Origin of the sequence: Pseudoalteromonas sp. B131b, from assembly GCF_037162545.1 — a bacterium.
Classification (GTDB): Bacteria; Pseudomonadota; Gammaproteobacteria; order Enterobacterales; family Alteromonadaceae; genus Pseudoalteromonas; species Pseudoalteromonas fuliginea.
The window spans coordinates 2,781,689-2,801,150 of record NZ_JARLUZ010000001.1 but is presented as its reverse complement, the minus strand read 5'-3'; the positions used below and the strand labels follow the sequence as shown (position 1 = coordinate 2,801,150).

Below are 19,462 nucleotides of genomic sequence, written 5' to 3'. Positions count from 1 at the left end.
AAAAGCAAAACGACAGCGCTGAGCTGTCGTTTTGTATTATTTGTCAATAAACTAACTTACCATTTAGCACTTAAGCCAATGCTAAAGCGCGGACCATATTGCTCAGCAGATACTAATTGCTCTGCAAAACGACCATGGCGGCGTGTTGTTTCATTCGTTAAATTAAGTGCATCAAAGCTAACACCCAAGGTGTCGTTAATGGTGTAATTAAAACTAAAATCTAGCTGACCATACGCCTCTGTAAATGTAGGCTCAGTTCCCAAAGACAGTAAGAAATCATCGCGCCAGTTATAGGCTAAACGTACTTGGTAATCATCGTTTTCGTAAAAGCCGACCAAATTACCTGAATCGCTTAGTCCTGCTAGTGCAATTGTTTGGTCAAAATCATACGGTTTAAACGATTCATCGCTATTCACTATCGTATAATTAGCAACCACGCCAAAGCCTGTATCAGGCACCATGTACTGCGCATTTAATTCCCAACCATCTACTTCACGATTTTGAAGATTATCTGGCGTTGCAATATCAAATGTAACAATCGGGTCTGACGCTTGGCTTAAACATGCTGGGTTAGGTGTATCTGAACTATCAGGACAACCAGGGCGGGGGTTAACACTTGGATCGCGTAACGGCTCGCCATTTACATCATTTAGCGTACCTTGCACTACGCCTGCACCAATGAAGTTTTCAACAAACTTTTTAAAGTAACCAACTGATGCATAGCTTCCGTCGTCTCCATACCACTCAACTGAAAAATCAAAGTTATCTGACGTAATTGGCAATAAGTTAGGGTTACCTTGCGATGCATTAAACGGTCCTTCAGGACGGGCGTTAATGGTAGTTGATGGGAACATACCACCAATACCTGCACGAGCTAATGTACGACTATATGAAAAACGAGTTTTAAAGCCGTCATCTAAGTCGGCGCTTATATCAAAGTTTGGTAATACACGTGTATAACCACCTTCAAGCTCCTGCGGTGTTGCTGTTGCAGCAAATACAGGGCGAAGCTCTTCAGCATGACGATAGTTAAAAGCAACAACCCCAGGCTTGACTGAATAACCTGTTACATCGGTGTCTTCGTAGCGCACACCGACATTCATATCAATTGGAATATCATTAAATTCGGTTTTAAGATCAAATGATACATATATCGCGAGCGTTTGCTCCTCAACCCCATTTGTAGAAATATTTGGCTCAATAAATAATCCTTCATCTCTGACAATATCTACAAAATCGTTGGCACTGTAACGTGGAATAAATGGAAATAGCTGATCCGAACCTGAAAACTCATCAGCAAAGTCACCTTGTTCATCAAAGGTTAGCCCTAGGTTGTCTAGAGAAATATCCACAAATGAGAACTGCTCAGAAAGATAAGTATCAATTTGATAATCGGTATACATTACACCAAAATTTATAGCGCTGAGTGCCCCACTCTTCAAATTCTCCCATTGCCCACTTGCATGATACTGCTTAATGGTATTTTTCATTTCATAGCCACGGCGCTGATATAAATCTGACACAATATTAGCTGGGTTGTAAGCCCCACCCGCCAATGTTGAATCATCAACCCCAATACTCGGAATATCACCAGAGAAGTTAGCATTGATGGATTTAACCGAACCTGGGACATTCTTTAAATTTGCAATTGTTTCAGCTGTATCACCATCTGGGTTTGAGTGTGATGTAGAGTTATGAGCGTCAAACGTAAGTTTCAATGAATCGCTTGCTTGCCACGCTAAATTTAAGCCTAATGAATCGTTTTCTTTTTCTTCGTAAAGCTCCCACGCCCAAAAATTCAACTCATCATTTGCATTTTTAATATCGACTAAAGTGCCATTTTCATCGGCGGTGCCTGTTGGGTTATCGAACCAAAATGCCATTTTATTTGTGTTACTCATTTCTTCAAAGCGCGATAAAGTGTAATCAAGTGTAGCCGTTAAGTTGTCACTAGGAGCATACTGTAAAACCAACTGCGCATTTTGGCGTTCTCGCTTAGTTTCAAAGCGCTCCATTTCTGGCGTCCAAGGTACCCAATAAGTACCCGTTGGATTAACTGTGGTATCAATTGCACTGCTATCAATACCGGCAGCATTTGCTCGGTTACGTACCCAACCTTGCGATGTGCCTACGCGCTCTCGGCCACTTTCTCGCTCTGAATGCGACAGCGCAAGTAAAACACCAAACGTATCATCAGCGAATGTTTGGCTAACCATTCCCGAAATTTCTGGTGTTACGTTTGATTTCTCTGAGCTGGTGTCTTTAATTGCCTTTGCATTTGCAAATGCTTTAAAACCGTCAAAATCAAATGGTTTTGCTGTATTTATATTAATGGTTGCGCCAATACCGCCTGAGGCTACATTAGCTTTACCCGTTTTATAAACTGATACACCCGACACACTTTCAGCCGCGATTTCTCTAAAGTTAAAGCTGCGAGAAACTCCCGCTTCTTGTAAAACCGAAGAGTTTGACATTTGACGACCATTTAAGGTTACTAAATTAAAGCCAGGACCAAAACCCCGAACACTAACTTGGTTGCCCTCATTGTTTGCACGGTCGATTGATACACCACTAATACGTTGCAGCGATTCAGCTAAGTTAGTATCAGGTAACTTACCAATGTCCTCTGCTGATATAGCATCTACGACGCCTGATGAATCTTGCTTTATTGAAGCAGATTTACTTAATGCGCTTCTGATACCTGTTACTTGGATAACTTCAACATCACTTTGTACAGTTGTCTCGTTTTCCTGTGCGGCGTAACTTACTGGAGAAGTTATCAGCATTGCCGCGCAAATCGCATTTAATTTGAATTGTGTGTTAGTCATTATTGCACCTAAATATTGTGTTTATAACTTTTAACCATTAGCAGGTTATCTATGGGCACTATAATTGTTAAAATAACATTGTTAACAATTAACTTTACAGTAATGGAATTTAACTAACCAAGTCAAACAAATTGACCATTTATTTTACAAATAACGTTTAGTTTTCGCTCAAGAATGAGTGGGAATAAATATTTAGTGAGCTAAAAAGGCGGTATAAAAGTTAATTTTTCACGGCGCTGGTTAAGAGGTTTATCGACATATTGAGCCATAAGGATATTTAAATTTATCTTTCGAGGCTGAATTTGCAGCAGTATGTTTGACTTTTAGGCAATGCAGAGCCTGTGTTGTGTCGCAACGCAGCATAAATGCCAAACAACCGCTATCCTTGGTTCCTCCTAGGCGCGAGTTAATACTTAAGCGCTAAAACTAAGTTTAGCGCGCCAATAATGATGTAATTTTTTGCGCTGTGCTTTTAAGTTCATCAATAACACATTGCTTATTTGAAGAAGTATTAAGTGCTGAATCAAAAGACGAAATGGTAAGTGCGGCTATTAATTTTGCATTAGGCTTACCTATTAATACGCTAAAGTCGTGTACACCAGCGATCAGTGGGTTATTTTGTACAAGGTATCCTTGCTCTTTAATTAAATCGAGCTCGTTCAATAACTGATGACATTCATTTTCATAAGCACTATACGTTTCATCGTGTTCAATAAGCATCTGGCGCACTTCGTCATTACTGTTTGATAAAAGTACTTTACCTGCACTAGAACTACTCAGCGTAAATAAAGCCCCTTCTGCAATACTTAAATGCATTGGACTTTTGCTACGCGCTTGCACAACAACCATTGCTTGGCTTTGATACAACATACTTAAATGGCAAGACTGCCCACTATTTACAGCCAAATCTTCCATATGCGGTAATGCCGATTGCAGTACATTATCCATAGGGGAGATACTTCGTGATAAATTATAAAGCTTTAACGACAGATAATATCTGCCCGACTCCAGTGAGCGAACTAAATAGCCACGCTTTTCAAGGCCCACGAGCACTCTGTATACCTCATTAGGTGTTCTAGAAATACCAGATGCTATTTCACTTTGCGTACAAAGTGCGTTATTTAGAGCTAAAAACTCTAATATATCCAAACCTTTATCTAAAGCGGGCACTGCATATTTTGCTTTTGACTTATCGTTCATAGATGTCCTTTGTTTGAATTTCAATCTAAAATAACTTGTATCTTTATATATAAATTTAAAAATTTTTTTGACTACAAAAAACAATTTACTTACTTACAATCAAGCACATAGCGAATAAAAATCAATTCATATATAAATGCAGTATTTTTATATAAATTAAACTTGACCTAAATGCATAACCGATCAAATATTGTCAACAATAAACAAATAAATAGAAAAATGGAACTACATTTATGTCACACACTTATTTAACACCACAACAAATAGCTGATTTTCACCGTGATGGTTATATTATTGTCAAAAATTACTACAGCGCTGATGAAATTGAGCTACTACAACAAACTGCTTTTAATGACGATACACTCTATGAACGAGCATGGGACAAAAAAGACGCCGATGGCGCTGTAAGTAAAGTCTGTTTATGGCAAAAAACAGGCGACGATTTATACAGTATGTTTTCTCGCGGTCGTCGCTTAATTGAAGTATGCGAAACACTTATTGGCGAAGAGGTGTACCACACCAGCACTAAAATTATGATGAAAGAACCATTTGTAGGTGGCGCCTGGGAATGGCACCAAGATTTTGGCTACTGGCATCGTGATAATTACATGCTTTATCCAAAATCAATTAGCTGTATGGTCGCCATAAATAAAGCGACGCAAGAAAATGGTTGCTTGCAAGTACTTAAAGGCTCACATCATTTGGGACGATTGGATCACAGTAAAACCGGTGACCAAAAAGGCGCCTGTTTAGAGTTTGTAGAAGAAGCAATGAAGTACCATGAACTTATAAATGTAGAACTTGAACCAGGTGATGTACTGTTTTTCCACTGTAATTTACTGCATAAATCAAATCAAAACCGCGCTGCCGAACCTCGTTGGTCAATGATCAGTGCTTACAATGCGATTAGCAACCAGCCATTTAAAGAAAACGAAGCTGTTTATTATCCATTAAATCGCGTTAACGATGATGCTATTTTAAATTTTAAAGCAAAAGAACGCACTTAAAGTAACCTTCAAGCCTAAACCAGCTTATGCATTGTAGCCCAATGCATAAGCTGGTTTTTTTATATGGAAAATTCTGTATGTTAACCTCAGAGCAAAAACACCTTATACCTCACGCTACTCCTAAAAATGACGAAGACCCACACGGGAAAATAATTGGCCAAGGTAAATTTAAATACAAAATAGACGCCCACTGGGGAAAGTTAAACCCCAATAAATACCCTATAGAAAATTGTCATGCGATGGTGATGGACTCACAAGGGAGAATATTTATGATCACCGATAACACGACTAATAATATTTTAGTGTATAGCCAAAACGGTGAATTACTTGACGCTTTTGGAAGCTCTTTTCCTGGTGGACACGCTATAAAAATTGTAAAAGAAGGCGAGCAAGAATTTCTATACGTTGTAGATAGTGGCTGGATTGTTAATCGCCACTGGGATGGTCACAGCACAGAGCAATGGGATAGCCCTACTAACAATGTCATTCCACAGGCTGGCTTTATTGCCAAAATGACCTTAGATGGCAAACTAATATACAGTATCGGCCATCCACAAACGTGCGGTGCTTATAAACCCGAGCAACCTTTTCGCCCTACTGACATTGCCATTGCCCCCAATGGGGATTTATATGTCACCGATGGTTATGGCAGCGACTTTTTACTGCATTATGATAAACAAGGTCGCTATATAAACCATTGGGGCGGTCACCATAATGAAGACAAAAATTACAATTTACACAACACCCATGGGGTTGAAGTAGACTTACGTGATCCCTTAAATCCTACATTAATAGTAAGCTCTCGTTTTGAGCAATGTTTAAAAGTATTTTCGTTTGATGGTAAGTACCTTGATAGAATTAGCGCTAATGGGGCATATATTGGCGGTCCCGTGTTCAAGGGTGAACTATTTTATGCACCTGTTTGCTGGTCGCATATTGACAATAAAAATGCTGACGACTCTGGCTTTATTAGTATATTTGATAAAAGTAACACGCTAATAGCTAATTTAGGGGCACCGCAACCGCAGTATATAAATGGAGAACTACAGCCGATGCAAAGTAACGGGGACATTTTTAATCACGTGCATTGTATTTGCGTAGATCAAGACGACAACTTATATGTAGGTCAGTGGAACTCCTCTAAAACATACCCAATTAAATTAATAAAACAGTCATGCTAAGTTTAACGCTCTGAGAATAGTGTTTATGCTTTACAATGAGTACCTTGCACTCATTGTAAAGCATAAAACTCACAGGCTTAACAGCAAAAATACACCTAAAGCCATTCCCAGCATATTTAGTATTAGTTTATTTGTATTGTGTTAGGCAGTTGTAGCGATAAAAATAAAAAAACTGCGAAGCTATCATATAGATAAACCCGCAGTTTGTTTATTACTAAATCTTTATTACACGTTTTTAGCGAGTAATACGTTTACTCATTTTAAAGTTTTGTAATGTTAGTGAACTAACTGCACCACCGCTGTCAGGGAATGTAACTTCAATATTGTTAGTTTTTTTAATGTTATTATATGGCACTGGAATTTCAATAACACCAAAGAAACGTTCACGTCCAAGGCCACCATTTTTTTGATCATATCCTCTAAAATCAGTAGGAATAGCGACTCTATTACCATTAACAGTTACAACTGGCGTTAACGACTTACCATGAGGGCGGCCAACACCTAAGCGCAATGTAGCCTCGCCATTAGCCCCTTTATCTACATTGTTAATAGTAAAGAACTGGGTCGCGTTGGCTGCAATATTTTTAACTACTGCACTTGCGTAATGCTTAGTCTCTTGATTAATATTGTTAATAACAACATTTTTTTGGTGACTCACTTTAATTATCATGGTTGACTCAGAGCCTAATACAACAGAGCTTGGGAGTGTTGTTCTGTTGCTGTTATCCAATACTGGTTTGCCTTGGGCATTAGGATATAAATGCTTAATATTTACACCCGTTACGTTGTTAGAACCCTTGCCTAAAACACTTAAATCAATATTGGTCGGCGAAAATTCAAGGCTGTTTAATACCAAATAAACATCTTTGCCATCAACATACGCGTCAGCTTGAATATCCATATCGCTTGCCCAGCTATCTATTCGCGTCCCTTTTATATCAGACCATAACTGGTAAAACTTAACCATTTCGGTGTAAACCCATTGCTCGCCGGTTTCACCTTGACCTTCTTTAGCTTGACGCAGTAAACGCCAGTAATAGGGAATAGTGTCGCTTATACGGCCCCATTCTGCTTTTAATGGAATAAACGGAATGGCTTTATCAATACGGTTTGGCCTTTCCATAAAGCTCATCAGCATAGAGCTCATTGCCTTTAGACATAACCAGTCACGTTGCGGTGTCCATTTAGTACCAAATGAGCCTTGTAATTGAGAGCCATATTCGGAAATAACTAACGGCTTAATACTTCCCCATTTATAAGCCATATATTGCTCAACCATATCAAGGGTCGCTTCCATATTGCTGCCTTTTCGGTACTGTATTTGATGCTGACCACCAGGGCCACCTGGGAAATTTGGAAAGTCATATAAGTGCATCGAAATAAAGTCCATTTTATTTCCTGCAATATCTAAAAATGCCTTGTCGCGTTGCTTCCAGTTATCGAAAAATTGTGACCCTTTTTCATAATCAGGAAACGCCACCGTAAAGCCCCCTACTTTCACATCATTCAGTGCAGGGTTAGCATTAATCACATCAGCAACTGAGTTATGCAATCTAAAAATGTCATAGAGGCTTTCTTTATCATAACCGGTATGCGGAAAGTCGTGCAGTTCAAACAGTGGCTCGTTCATTACCTCAACATACGTTGGGCGCTTTTGACCAAGGCTATCTGATGGGCCTGATTTAAAGTATTTTTGTAAAAACTGCGCCATGTAGTCGCCCATGGCTGTACCTAGTGGTTCAGCCGCAGTATCTCTTTGCGAGAAAGACCAATTTTGATTACCAATTTTAGTGCCATCAGGATAATAAGGATGTTGCTGTGCAGCGACAATTAAATCGCTGTTACGCCCTTCATGCTTTCGCATTGTTTTAGCTTGAGCTGTTGTAATATTGGTGTAATTCCATTTTACTCCGCCGCCATTTGTTGTTGCGGTTGCCGCGCTTGCATAACCTGGTTTTGCTGAATCTTCTGGTAATTGTGTTAGTTGATATTTCATGCCCCCTGTATCACGACCAAAGTACACATCGTAATCTTCTAAAAAATGGGTCATTAAATCAGGATCAGCATTAGGCGCATTTAAGCTTTGAGCGTTATTTCCAAACCAGTCACTTTCGGTATTTGATGAATGTAACGTAATAAATTTACGACGATCGAAGCTATCAAACTGTCCTACAGCATGTTTTGTATCAATATTAAACTGCACTTTAACAGCGTGCACATTAAAGGTACTTGAAAGTAATAGCGCACTCGAAACCGCACAATACAATGATCTTTTTTCATAACTGTTACCTATCTTGGTGTAAAAATTAATCCTTTGTGTAAAGGCATGGAACTCACAATTAATATAATGTTAACAATTAACAAAATGCAACGATTAGTTAAAGTTTTGTTCAAATTTCACACTTTAGTGGTAATTAACGGGACTAAGTTAACGCCGTAAATGAACAAGCTGAACACCCTATTTACAACTAGGTATTTAGAGAGTGTTAACTTTTTGAGATTGAATTTGCTGCAGCATGCTTGGTTTTTAGCCAAACCAGAACCCAAGCATTTGATAAAAAATATTTTATGTGTGACTTTTAATTACATTCTAATTATTTCAGACGTTTTTCAGTGTTAACAATTTGTTGTTATTCATTCAAAAGGAAGATGACTCATGACCACATTGGTTAACTTATTTTAGTGGGACTCACTCATAAAAAGTAATCTATAGATTTGCTGAATAGAATTTAATAAGTAACAGGCTGATTAATAAATATAAACTTTATGAGTAAACTGGCTCAAAAATAAAGCATTTCTTTTTGTCATTTATAGTAAACATAAAAAAGCGCTGAGGGTATAAACCACCAGCGCGTTATTAATATCAAGTTAAGTCCACAAAAATCACATTTAATGGGGGCTAATTATACTTTTAAATACTTAACCTTCCTCTTCAATAAGTGACTCTAGTAAGTCATGTATTTCAGCTTTAAGCTCTTTGTCTTCAATTTTATTAGCACTAACTTTAGCGTTTTGTAAGTTTTTAATCGCTTCGTCTTTTTGACCTATTTCTAACTGTAACGTAGCCATTGAAAAAGCAACCGATGACATATGATCTTTGTTATTAATTGCAATTGACTTCTCTAACGCTTTTTCATAAGTGGTGATCGCTTCTTCTAGCTCTTCGGTAAAATCAGCTAGGGTTTCCCATTGCACTGGGTGATCTTTAGACGTATTTTCGTTTTCCATACAAATAGCTTTTAATTGAGCAAATAAAGACTCAAACTTTTCACGATCATTTTTATTAGCAGCCGTCATTAGTTCTTCTGCTAAGTCGTGTACCGCTTTGTATACTTTTGTGTTCATCATTACGTGTTACCTTTTAATGCAGCTAAACTCAATTACTCACTCAATTTAGCCAAAATATAGCATTCAGCCATTACAAAACATGTTTTAACAACTGATTTATTTAATTTGGTCTATAGCGTAATAATACATTAATAATAAACATCGGGTAGGCGTTAAACACTTTGTGATTAAAATTTTACCGAAATTATTGCTTGTAACCTTAAATGCGAAATAAACTCGCAAGCCAATCGAAGGTAAATATGGTTGTAAATACCTTAAGCGCAATAACAGCTATAAACAATAAGAGAATTAGCGCTTTAGCTTTGTTACTTTTAAGATTGTTCCAATACAATAACTTTGCATTAAATTCTGTTTTTAACTTTGAAACAGCTTCTTTCATGATAATTCCTGATCAAATATTTTTGTACAGTAATTGTAACAGCCACAAGTTACTCAAACTGATTTCATAACATTTTTAACTACCTTTAGAGTAAACCATTAAATAATGTTTGCACTATATAAAATGTAACAAGGGATTTTGCATCTAGATTAATACCGTAACTACTGTGTACACACAAATTAAAGGGATGGTTTTTTAATTAAGCAAACAGCGAATAATAAATTCAGTGCTACACTCACAGCTAACTTAAACTCGTTGACAACCAATTCAATTAGCAAATTATGAAACAATGTAATCAATGCGGTAAGTGCTGTATTAAATACGGTGGTGGCGATTTAAGCGCATCAAAAGAAGAAATTGATTTATGGGAGCTTTTTAACCCCGAAATCTACGAATACGTGAAAAACGACGAAATTTGGTTTGACCCAAAAACAGGATTGAGACTAGATGCATGCCCTTTTTTAGAAATTGCGCCTAAAAAAGATCCCTTGGCTAAAAACATGTACACCTGCAGTATTTATCTCGACCGCCCAGAGGACTGTCGCCACTACCCTAGCCTCATTCCTGAAATGATCAGAGACGAATGCGAGATGATTGAACCTATCGACATAAAGAATCAAACCAGAGCTCAACATAAACTCGATATACTTATGATTGATAGTCGATAATTCTCTTTTAAACTGCAACAGGTTATTGGTTAGTTTTTATTTTTAAAAAAGAGTAAATCTGTATACCAACAACCTATAGCAACTACAATAGAGCCAAAGCAAATTAAAAAAAGGCCCTACAGGTTCAATCCAACCTATTGAAATAATTACAATAAATGGGATTACACTCGCTAAAAGAACCATAGGTAAATTAAAAACATTAAATTTTTTTAATAAAATTGATATTGGTACCTCATAAACAAGTAGTGCGGGATAGACATAACATAAGCTTCCGCCGACCATTAAAGCATCTGTTTTCTTTTCGGCCAATAGCACAAGTAAATATAATACACATAAAGATCAATCACTAATGCATACGAATTATGCCATCTATTTTTAAAATTGAATAAGACTTCTGTGACAACTAAGGCCACTAATAATTAGTGACCTTGCTTTTTATAACATAACAAATAGTTAGTTTTTTAAATTAAATATCATCACTGTACTCAAACGCTTGAAGCGTCACGCTACTAACAAATCCGCCATCATCTGGGTATGTAACTAATATCGTATTATTGGTTTTTAACAGCTCGTTTGGAACTTTGATTTCTAGCATGCTAAATACTTGTGGGCGAAATACTTGCTCATCACCGGCATAATCGGTTGGTACAGTAACTAAAGTGCCATTTACTTTAACGATAGATTGTTGAGCTAAATCATGCTCTCTACCAAAACTTAAACGCAATATACCTTTACCATATTCACTTGTTTTTACATTGTTAATGTTAAATTTAAGCGCTGTATTGGCTTTAATTGGCTGTTTGTAGGTTGTTGCATAGTATTTATGCTCGTCAGACTTAGCAGTAATTTTTATATTGTTGCTGAACGTATATTCAATAATTACTGTGGCTTCTGCGCCTATGTTAATGCTTTTTGGTAACTCATTTTTTACACCAATATTTTGTGATGTTGCTATAAGTGTTGGCTCACCATTAGCAAAGTGCAAGTGCTTAATTTTAATGTTATTAATCGGATTGCTTGGTAGCTCTGTTAAATTTAGCAAGGCGCTATTAGCACTTGTTTCTAAATTACTGATAATTACATATGCTTTGTTCTTGTTTACGTAACTATCTACTAATAAGTCGGCTTCATTTGAAGCTTCGACAACGTTTTACCATAATAATCTTCGCGAGCAGTTTTGCCATAAGCAGCGATACTCTCAGGGCTTGCGTACCCTAGGTTATTTGAGTTTTGCTCAACTTGAGTCGCGTAATACGGCATAGAACCATTATCGCGACCAAAGTACACATCAAGGTCGTTAAGTAAGTAGTCAAGCTTATCTTCTTCCCCTTCCAATCGGTTGTTGTTAGCATCGAATGCATAACAATGTATTTGCTTCTATCAAAGGTTGATAGGCCGTCAATACTTCGCTTTACGTTTAAATTTACGGATACTTCTGGCTGCGCGACTAAATTGCATGATGCAGTACATGCAAATGCAATTAAAAGTGAGCTAATGACTTTCATGTGTTATCTCCTTATTTTAATTGTGTGTGAGTTTTGCTTTCTAATTGAGCAAAAAAGATCATAGTCTTAGCTACATGTTCGTGCCAATACTCCCAGCAATGGGTGCCTGCAAAAATATCGAACGTATGAGGAACATTTTCATCAACTAGCTTTTTTGCAAGCGCAGTATTAGCACTAAAAAGTACATCGTCTTTTCCGCAATCAAATCGCAGTGGCGGTAATGTCTTTTTATTCGCGATCAATGTTTTAAACACGTCGCCTTTGTACTTATCAGTGGTTTTTTTTAGTGGCTTTAGAGTGTGTTCATCAACAAAGAGATTAAAGTCGTCAAGCTCAGTAATTGATGAATGCGCTGATATACCGCTAAAAATAGTTGGATGCTTTGCACCTAAACATAATGCTCCATACCCTCCCATTGAAAGGCCCGTAATATAAATATTTGATGAGCTCGAGCACATTGGTTGAGTTTGAATAACAGCGCTAATCACATCATCAACTATCCATGCTTCATAATCTGCATTTTTAAGTGGCAAATACCCGCTGCCCTCGGCGTGTGCGCCATCTGATGGCATCACTAATACAAACTCGTTAAGGCCACTGCTGCGAAGCTGCTGATACACTTTATGTACGCCCCCTAGCTGGCTCCACACCCAGTGGCTACCATACACACCATGCAGTAATACAATTATAGGTACATTTTTATTACTGGTTGCTTCTTGGTAAATGCTTATATCACCTCGCCCTTTTAAGTGACTGCTATACGCGGTTAGCGTTACAAAGTTATCAGCGGTGTAACAGTTATTTGATACCTCTAAACGATGAATTGCCATTTTATGCTCCTTTAATCATCAAACACGACGACACCTTTAGCGATACGCCCTGCTAGCATGTCGTCAAAGCCTGTTTGTAACTCATCTAACGAGTAAGTTTTTGTGACTAGCTCATCGAGCTTGAGCTTTTTTGCGTCATAAAGGTCTAGTATTTGAGCAAAGTCGCGCTTAGGATTACATTGCCCGTAGAGCGGATTTATATAAATTTTATCCCACTCAAATAGTTCGCAATCAAAATCTATTTTTTGCTCAATGCCACTCACTTGCACCGCAACGCCCGCGCTGCGTATTAATGCTAATGGCGCTGAACCAAGTGCCGGCACTGCTGTACACTCAAAGGCATAATCGGCTCCGCGACTATTTGTTAGCGCTTTAACTTCGTTTATCATATGAACTAAATCAGGGTCATACTTTTTAGCAAGTACGGTATGTGTAGCACCAAATGCTTTAGCTTGTGTTAATCGCTCCGGTGACAAATCAATTGCTATTATTTTAGCGGCGCCTGAAATTGCAGCCCCTTGTATTGCATTTAGTCCTACGCCTCCACAGCCTAATACGGCTACTGACGAACCTGCTTTTACTTTAGCGGCATTAACCACTGATCCGTAACCGGTCATTACACCGCAACCAACAATACTTGCACTTGGAAAAGGAATGTCACTGTGTATTTTTATAACTGCAGCAGCTTTAACGACGGTGTATTCGCTCATCGTACCTAAATGAAATGAGCGCTCTAAGCTATTGCCATTATGCTCACACGCTTGTTTACCTGCGTGTCCGCATAAACCATTGCCAGTTACGGGGCTATTTACTTCACAAATGTGTAAATTACCCTCTTGGCACTGGAAACACTCACCACACGGAATTGCCCAATTTAGTATTACTTTATCGCCAATAGTAAATTCCGTTACACCTTCGCCCAACTCAACAACGGTTCCTGCGCCTTCATGACCAATGATAAATTTTTTATTCCATGTTTTAATTGAATCCCAATCGGTATGACAAATACCTGAGGCTTTTATTTTAATTTTCACTTCGCCAGTACTTGGTTTTCCGACATTAACGGTATCGAAGAAAAAACCGCCTTTTCCATCTGCAATTGCAGCTTTTGCCTTGTACATGTAGACTCCTAAGTCTCTAAATATAAGTATTATGTTATGAAGCAACCGACAATTTACTGTGAACCGTTTTGTATAAAAGACGGTTACGATTTCGAAATTCATCATGTAAGTTATCTTCAGCACGATAGCTATTCATGTTTTATGCACTTTCATCAGGTGCACGAATTTATATTTTTTGAACAAATTTATGGCACGTATTTTTACCATCAGGGTGAATCAACTCTGTCTGATTTTGAGGCCGTTTTTACGCCTGCAATGGAAACGCATGATTTTGCTTTAAACCCACGTCCTAAATCTTGGTATATTGTGCAGTTTATGCCTGAGCGCCTTAACGACCCAGCCCTACAAGAGTTTTTAGATCTATTGAAAACCGGTTTACATCTAACATTTAGCGTTGAACTACAAAAAAGAATCCATAAACTACTCGCATGGATGTTGAGCGAGTTTAACGAAAACCCAAAAAGTAAAACCTGCAAACAACTGTTTAATAGTTTAATAACCATGGTGTGCGAATACGGTAAAAGTAGTTTATCTAACCAGCAAAAACCGTTGAGTGGTTCAGCTAGCTTTAAAAAGTTAACACCCGTTGTTAATGAGCTAAAAACAAAAAATGGCCTCAATCTTTCGCTAGAGCAAGCCGCAGCACTTTGTTATTTATCACCTTCGTATTTTTCACGAGTATTTAAAAAGCATTTTAGAGTGCCGTACTCCGACTACCTTATTCAGCACAAGCTATATAATGCCGCACGACTACTTGGGCAAAGTGATGCCTCGGTAACTGATATTTCTTACGACTTGAGTTTCTCCAGCCCGTCGTATTTTATTAAGCAGTTTAAGCACCATTTTAAAGTTACCCCTCACCAGTATCGCCAGCAGCTACGTCTCAAGTAGGTGTTGCTTTGCAAGCGGTGTTGCTAAATCACTTAATATCCGCTTATTAACCTTTATATTTTGCTTTATAGCCTGTGTACCAAGTACGTAGGCTTTAGCATGATTAACCGCTTCTACACACAACAATGTGTCGTTATTAAAATACCAAAGCGAAAATTGTTCCGGTGACTCTTCGCGTACGACAATTTCGTTATACCCTTGTGATAAACCCACTATCTGTAGTTTGTACTCGTATTGATCTGACCAAAACCAAGGTAAAGCAGGAACCGGTTCACTATTTTTTGCTAAAAACTGTGCAGCTGTTTTAGCTTGTTCTACGGCATTTTGAACCGATTCAAGTCTTATCCATCTCTGATAAATTTTATTAAAGTGTGAGGTACAGTCGCCGATAGAAAAAATATCAGGGTGTGAAGTTTGGCATACATTATTTACTTTGATACCTTGTTCGAGCGCTAACTCTGCAGTCACTGCAAGCTCGGTATTAAGCCTTACCCCAACGCCCACTAAAATAAAATCGGCGGGATATTGAGTGCCATCACTGCATACAACATAATGTTTATTAGCTGTGTGCTTTATTTGTACAACATCTTTTGCTGTTTGCAAATCTACCCCTTTGCTTATGTGCAATTGAGTTAAAAAGTCAGACATAACAGCTGATGTAACACGCGAGAGTATGCTTTGTTGCTTTTCAATTACCGTTACTTTTGCACCTAACTTTATAAACGATGACGCCGACTCAAGGCCAATGTAGCCGCCACCAATAATGACTACCTGTTTATCATTACTTTTATTGAGTGCTGTTTTTATTGCCACTGCATCTGCGTGTGTTCGCATCGCAAAATATTGTGCATTCCCTTTATCGTCAACGGTATCAATAAGCCCTTTAATAGGCGGAATAAAGGGCGAACATCCTGTCGCTATCACTAATTTATGAAAGGCTATTTGCTTTCCACATTTCAGCGTAATTGTTTTACTTTGTTTATTAATTGCAGTAACACGCTGGCCCAAGCATAAATCTATATTGCTATCGGTATAAGCTTTTTCTACTTTTAATGGAGTCGATTTTACATCATCCGATTGCAACGTTTTTTTAGACAAAGGTGGCCGATGATATGGCAGCTCTGGATCGCTGTCGAGTAACGTAATTTTACCCAGCCAACCTTGCTGGCGAAGGGTAAAAGCAAAGTTAACCCCGCCATGGCTTGCGCCAATAGCCACCACGCTTTGCTCAAGTAGATTTGGTTCTGTATGTGTGTTTTGCATAATGCTGTACCCGCTTTTAATTGGCTACTCTGAAGGTCATGCCATCAATATTGTCAGACACCTCAATTTGGCAACATAAACGGCTGTATTGCGTTACGTTATCGTCCAGCTCTAGCATGTCGCTTTCTATCTCATCGGGTGTACCTACTTTTTTAAAGTCATCCGGTGTTAAGTAAATATGACACGTTGCACACGAACATACACCGCCACAATCACCATCAATACCAGTAACACCATTTGCTGATGCTAGTTCCATTAGCGAGCCACTGTCGCCCTCAACTTCAACTGCATCGTTTGTTTTGGTTATAAATATTACTTTCGCCATCGTATTAATCCTCTACTTTTACTTGTTACTGTATTTATTTAACTATTTTGTACGGTGTTTTTATTTTGATTTAAAGCTAACGTGCAGACTGTTAAAGCCTACCTTTCTTGAAAACTCACCTAGTTTTTCAATATTTTCATCTGCTTTTATTGTCTCTATTCGAGCAACTTTATTAGCAAGTGATAACACTAGTTGACGTAGAATTTGGCGAGCATGCGTTGCGCCCAAACAATTGTGATGACTAAAACCAAAACTAATATGCGGGTTAACTTTTCGGTCGAAGTCGACATTGTTGGGATCTTTGAATACCTTTTCATCGCGATTAGCCGACGCCCAACATAACGAAACTCGTGTGTCGGCTTTTATAGCGTGCTCACATACGCTTGTGTCTTGCGTAGCGACGCGGCCCATTTGCGTAAGCGGCGAAAAATAGCGAATGAGTTCTTCTACGGCCCTGTTTAATATTTCAGGCTCATCATCAATACGCTTTAAATCACAGATGTTTTCGCTAAAGTAGGCAATAGAGTTTGTGATCGCGTTTATAACGGTGTCGCGCCCCCTGCAAAGGTCAGGATCATCACACCTTTTACTTCTTCTTTACTCAGCTTTTTACCGTTCGCCTCTGAATTTAAAAGCACTGAATATAAATCATCACCCGGGATTGCAATGGCGTTTTCTATTTGCTCATCAATGTAATCGTATAGAATATTGGCTTTATCGCTATCAAGGTCACTATCTTCACTTCTAAATACGTGCGTACCCCAATCTATCCATGTTTGTGCTTTATCCATTGAGGTATTAAGTAACAGCGTTAACGCTTTAGATTGCAGCGGAAGTGCAAATTGTGACACCACATCTAACGACTCGGCTTTGAAGGCATTGTCTATTGTTTCATCAATAATAGCTTGTAAGCGCGCTTGGTAACCCTCATCTAATGGACGCTTAAACCATGGATTTAATAGTTCACGAAAACCGCCGTGCTCAGGTGGGTCTACTTCAAATGGGATTTGACGTGTTTCACGTATTGCGACTTCTGATGGAATTACAATACGCCCTGGTTTAGCTCCTGATTGAAAAACAGCACAATTATGCGCCGCTTTACGTACATCTTTTAGACCTAATATCATATTGACGGGATCGTTTTGATCGTCCATTTGTCCCATGCCACTTGCTGTGCGTTTTGTTAAAAATGCATCAGGGAAATCGCTCACACCTATTATTTTTGACGTCATAATAAAACCTAACACTGTAATAAATGAATTTATATACAACATATTAAGGGCAACTTTATGATGGAAATACACGCATTTTGCTTAAAAATGGTAGTTTCATGCTTTTTAATACAATTTAAAAGCATAAAAAAGCCAACAGTTTATGTTGGCTTTTAGTGGGGATGTGAGAGTTACTAACTAATTTAATTTGTATTGCTTATTCAGCAAAGAGTGCATTACTTTATAGCAATCTAAAGCTTTACCACTTACTTTGCAATTTGGGTTGTGGTAAATGCCAATTCAGATAAATCTCTGAATAATTAAATATAAAATATTGCCTCTTTAGAAAACAATTTTTTAACGTTAAATACTCCTATTATAGTGGATTTAATATCAACAGCTTGCACTGTAAGTAATGTAACTATTTTTATAAAGGCGCCCACAAGGGCAATGCACATAAGATTTAATTTATGATGGATTATTCATCACTCCTTGTTAAATAATCACTTCACTGCTCTTGTGGCCGCACAACGACTCGTTTATTTTTTACTAGGAGTGCTTAACTAAATGTGGTTTAACGAGTTGTGGGTCAAACTCGACACCTGTACCTATTATATCTGGCGCGCACGCTTTGCCGTTTTCAAGTTTTAAAGGACGCGTTGTGTATTCATCAATAGGAAAAGAATGAACCTCTAAAAAACCAGCATGTGGCTGAGATGCCAGTAGTGATACATGCAGTTCATGCATACCATGACTGCAAATAGGTAAGTTATGGGTATATGCCATACTGGCTACATGTAACCACCCTGTTATACCACCAATATTTGATGCATCTGGTTGTAAAAAACCCAATTTAGCTTGGTCAATTGCATAGCCAAACTCATGCAGTGTGTGTAAATTTTCGCCCATGGCAAGCGGTATTGAGGTTGCTTGTGCTATGCGAGCAAAACCTTTGTAATCATCTGGTATGGTGGGCTCTTCAAACCATGTAATATCATATTTTTCAATCGATTTTGCAAAGCGAATTGCTTGCTCCACACTCATCGAGTAATTAGCATCGACCATGAGTATTTTGTCATTACCAATTAAATTGCGTACTGCAGCTACACGTTCTATGTCTTCTTTAAAATCTGGTTTACCCACTTTAATTTTTACGGCGTTAAAACCACGATTTAAATAACCACCAATATTATCAAGTAGTTTTTGCTCACTAAAGTTTAAATCTATTCCACCTGCATAACATTTTGTGTTATCACTACTGCCCCCAGCAACTTGCCATAAGGGTGCATTTAAACGTTTACATTTAATGTCCCACAGCGCTATATCAACTGCTGAAATAGCAAAACTAAGTAAACCACCACGGCCTACATAATGTAGATCCCACTGTAACTTATCCCAGATTGCCATAATTGACGTTGAATCTTGGTTAATTAACCCCGGTTTAATTTCGTCATTAAGGAGTGAATAAATTGCACGTCCACCTTTTCCACCAGTATAGGTGTAACCCATACCTTCAAAGCCGTCATGGGTCATTATATGTAATGCAATAATTTCAAAGTGAGTGTGATCGCCATGTTTAGCATCACTTAATACTTCAGCTAGCGGAATTTGGTAATACTCTACTTTTACACTTTTTATTGTTTGTGATGATACTTTCATTAAACCACCGAATTAGTTCACATAACACTGTTCATTGTTAACAATT

The 19,462-nt window shown here is 38.1% G+C and carries 16 protein-coding genes and 1 pseudogene; 4 read left to right on the top strand and 13 right to left on the bottom strand.

Annotated features, from left to right (window positions below; all coding sequences use genetic code 11):
* Positions 1 to 56: 56 nt before the first annotated feature.
* Both P4S65_RS12955 and P4S65_RS12950 read right to left on the bottom strand, forming a co-directional pair.
* Positions 57 to 2,828 (bottom strand): TonB-dependent receptor, encoded by a 2,772-nt coding sequence (locus tag P4S65_RS12955; RefSeq protein ID WP_337120308.1) that lies wholly within the window; start codon positions 2,826 to 2,828, stop codon positions 57 to 59.
* A 432-nt stretch (positions 2,829 to 3,260) separates the two neighbouring features.
* The gene (locus tag P4S65_RS12950; RefSeq protein WP_337120307.1) at positions 3,261 to 4,028 is read right to left on the bottom strand and encodes an IclR family transcriptional regulator; all 768 of its coding nucleotides are present in this window, start codon (positions 4,026 to 4,028) and stop codon (positions 3,261 to 3,263) included.
* Positions 4,029 to 4,261: 233 nt separating this feature from the next.
* On the opposite strand from P4S65_RS12950, the gene P4S65_RS12945 reads away from it, so the two are divergent.
* A complete protein-coding gene (locus P4S65_RS12945; protein WP_007378079.1) occupies positions 4,262 to 5,035 on the top strand; it encodes a phytanoyl-CoA dioxygenase family protein in 774 nt (257 codons plus the stop codon).
* A 77-nt stretch (positions 5,036 to 5,112) separates the two neighbouring features.
* On the top strand, positions 5,113 to 6,216 hold the full coding sequence (locus P4S65_RS12940; protein ID WP_007378078.1) for a hypothetical protein: 1,104 nt from the start codon (positions 5,113 to 5,115) through the stop codon (positions 6,214 to 6,216).
* A gap of 235 nt (positions 6,217 to 6,451) precedes the next feature.
* Here the strand turns inward: P4S65_RS12940 and P4S65_RS12935 are convergent, their stop codons facing one another.
* From P4S65_RS12935 to P4S65_RS12925, 3 genes are all read right to left on the bottom strand, one after another.
* On the bottom strand, positions 6,452 to 8,419 hold the full coding sequence (locus P4S65_RS12935) for an agarase (RefSeq protein ID WP_337120306.1): 1,968 nt from the start codon (positions 8,417 to 8,419) through the stop codon (positions 6,452 to 6,454).
* A gap of 716 nt (positions 8,420 to 9,135) precedes the next feature.
* Positions 9,136 to 9,564 carry a hypothetical protein gene (locus P4S65_RS12930; protein ID WP_007378076.1) on the bottom strand — a complete coding sequence of 143 codons (429 nt, stop codon included), beginning with the start codon at positions 9,562 to 9,564 and terminating at the stop codon, positions 9,136 to 9,138.
* 199 nt (positions 9,565 to 9,763) lie between these two features.
* Complete coding sequence (locus tag P4S65_RS12925) at positions 9,764 to 9,943, bottom strand: hypothetical protein (RefSeq protein ID WP_007378075.1); 180 nt, start codon at positions 9,941 to 9,943, stop codon at positions 9,764 to 9,766.
* A 281-nt stretch (positions 9,944 to 10,224) separates the two neighbouring features.
* Between P4S65_RS12925 and P4S65_RS12920 the strand changes: the two genes are divergently transcribed.
* Positions 10,225 to 10,611: a YkgJ family cysteine cluster protein gene (locus P4S65_RS12920; protein WP_033029369.1), complete on the top strand. Its 387-nt coding sequence runs from the start codon at positions 10,225 to 10,227 to the stop codon at positions 10,609 to 10,611.
* A gap of 466 nt (positions 10,612 to 11,077) precedes the next feature.
* Here P4S65_RS12920 and P4S65_RS12915 read toward each other — a convergent pair whose 3' ends face one another.
* From P4S65_RS12915 to P4S65_RS12900, 4 genes are all read right to left on the bottom strand, one after another.
* Entirely contained in the window at positions 11,078 to 11,686 is a 609-nt protein-coding gene (locus tag P4S65_RS12915; RefSeq protein WP_337120757.1) for a hypothetical protein, read from the bottom strand.
* Between the two features lie 38 nt (positions 11,687 to 11,724).
* On the bottom strand, positions 11,725 to 11,946 hold the full coding sequence (locus P4S65_RS12910; protein WP_337120305.1) for a hypothetical protein: 222 nt from the start codon (positions 11,944 to 11,946) through the stop codon (positions 11,725 to 11,727).
* Between the two features lie 181 nt (positions 11,947 to 12,127).
* The gene (locus P4S65_RS12905; RefSeq protein WP_008136679.1) at positions 12,128 to 12,946 is read right to left on the bottom strand and encodes an alpha/beta hydrolase; all 819 of its coding nucleotides are present in this window, start codon (positions 12,944 to 12,946) and stop codon (positions 12,128 to 12,130) included.
* 11 nt (positions 12,947 to 12,957) lie between these two features.
* Complete coding sequence (locus P4S65_RS12900) at positions 12,958 to 14,067, bottom strand: Zn-dependent alcohol dehydrogenase (protein WP_007378070.1); 1,110 nt, start codon at positions 14,065 to 14,067, stop codon at positions 12,958 to 12,960.
* 141 nt (positions 14,068 to 14,208) lie between these two features.
* On the opposite strand from P4S65_RS12900, the gene P4S65_RS12895 reads away from it, so the two are divergent.
* A complete protein-coding gene (locus P4S65_RS12895; protein WP_442961882.1) occupies positions 14,209 to 14,958 on the top strand; it encodes a helix-turn-helix transcriptional regulator in 750 nt (249 codons plus the stop codon).
* Here P4S65_RS12895 and P4S65_RS12890 read toward each other — a convergent pair.
* The 4 genes and pseudogenes from P4S65_RS12890 to P4S65_RS12875 all read right to left on the bottom strand — a co-directional run bounded on the left by P4S65_RS12890 (position 14,944) and on the right by P4S65_RS12875 (position 19,416).
* Complete coding sequence (locus tag P4S65_RS12890; RefSeq protein ID WP_337120303.1) at positions 14,944 to 16,221, bottom strand: NAD(P)/FAD-dependent oxidoreductase; 1,278 nt, start codon at positions 16,219 to 16,221, stop codon at positions 14,944 to 14,946. The genes P4S65_RS12895 and P4S65_RS12890 overlap by 15 nt on opposite strands.
* A 16-nt stretch (positions 16,222 to 16,237) precedes the next feature.
* On the bottom strand, positions 16,238 to 16,546 hold the full coding sequence (locus P4S65_RS12885; protein ID WP_007378067.1) for a 2Fe-2S iron-sulfur cluster-binding protein: 309 nt from the start codon (positions 16,544 to 16,546) through the stop codon (positions 16,238 to 16,240).
* A 60-nt stretch (positions 16,547 to 16,606) separates the two neighbouring features.
* A pseudogene (locus P4S65_RS12880) lies at positions 16,607 to 17,778 on the bottom strand (cytochrome P450).
* Between the two features lie 528 nt (positions 17,779 to 18,306).
* Complete coding sequence (locus P4S65_RS12875) at positions 18,307 to 19,416, bottom strand: mandelate racemase/muconate lactonizing enzyme family protein (protein WP_007378064.1); 1,110 nt, start codon at positions 19,414 to 19,416, stop codon at positions 18,307 to 18,309.
* Between the last annotated feature and the right edge of the window lie 46 nt (positions 19,417 to 19,462).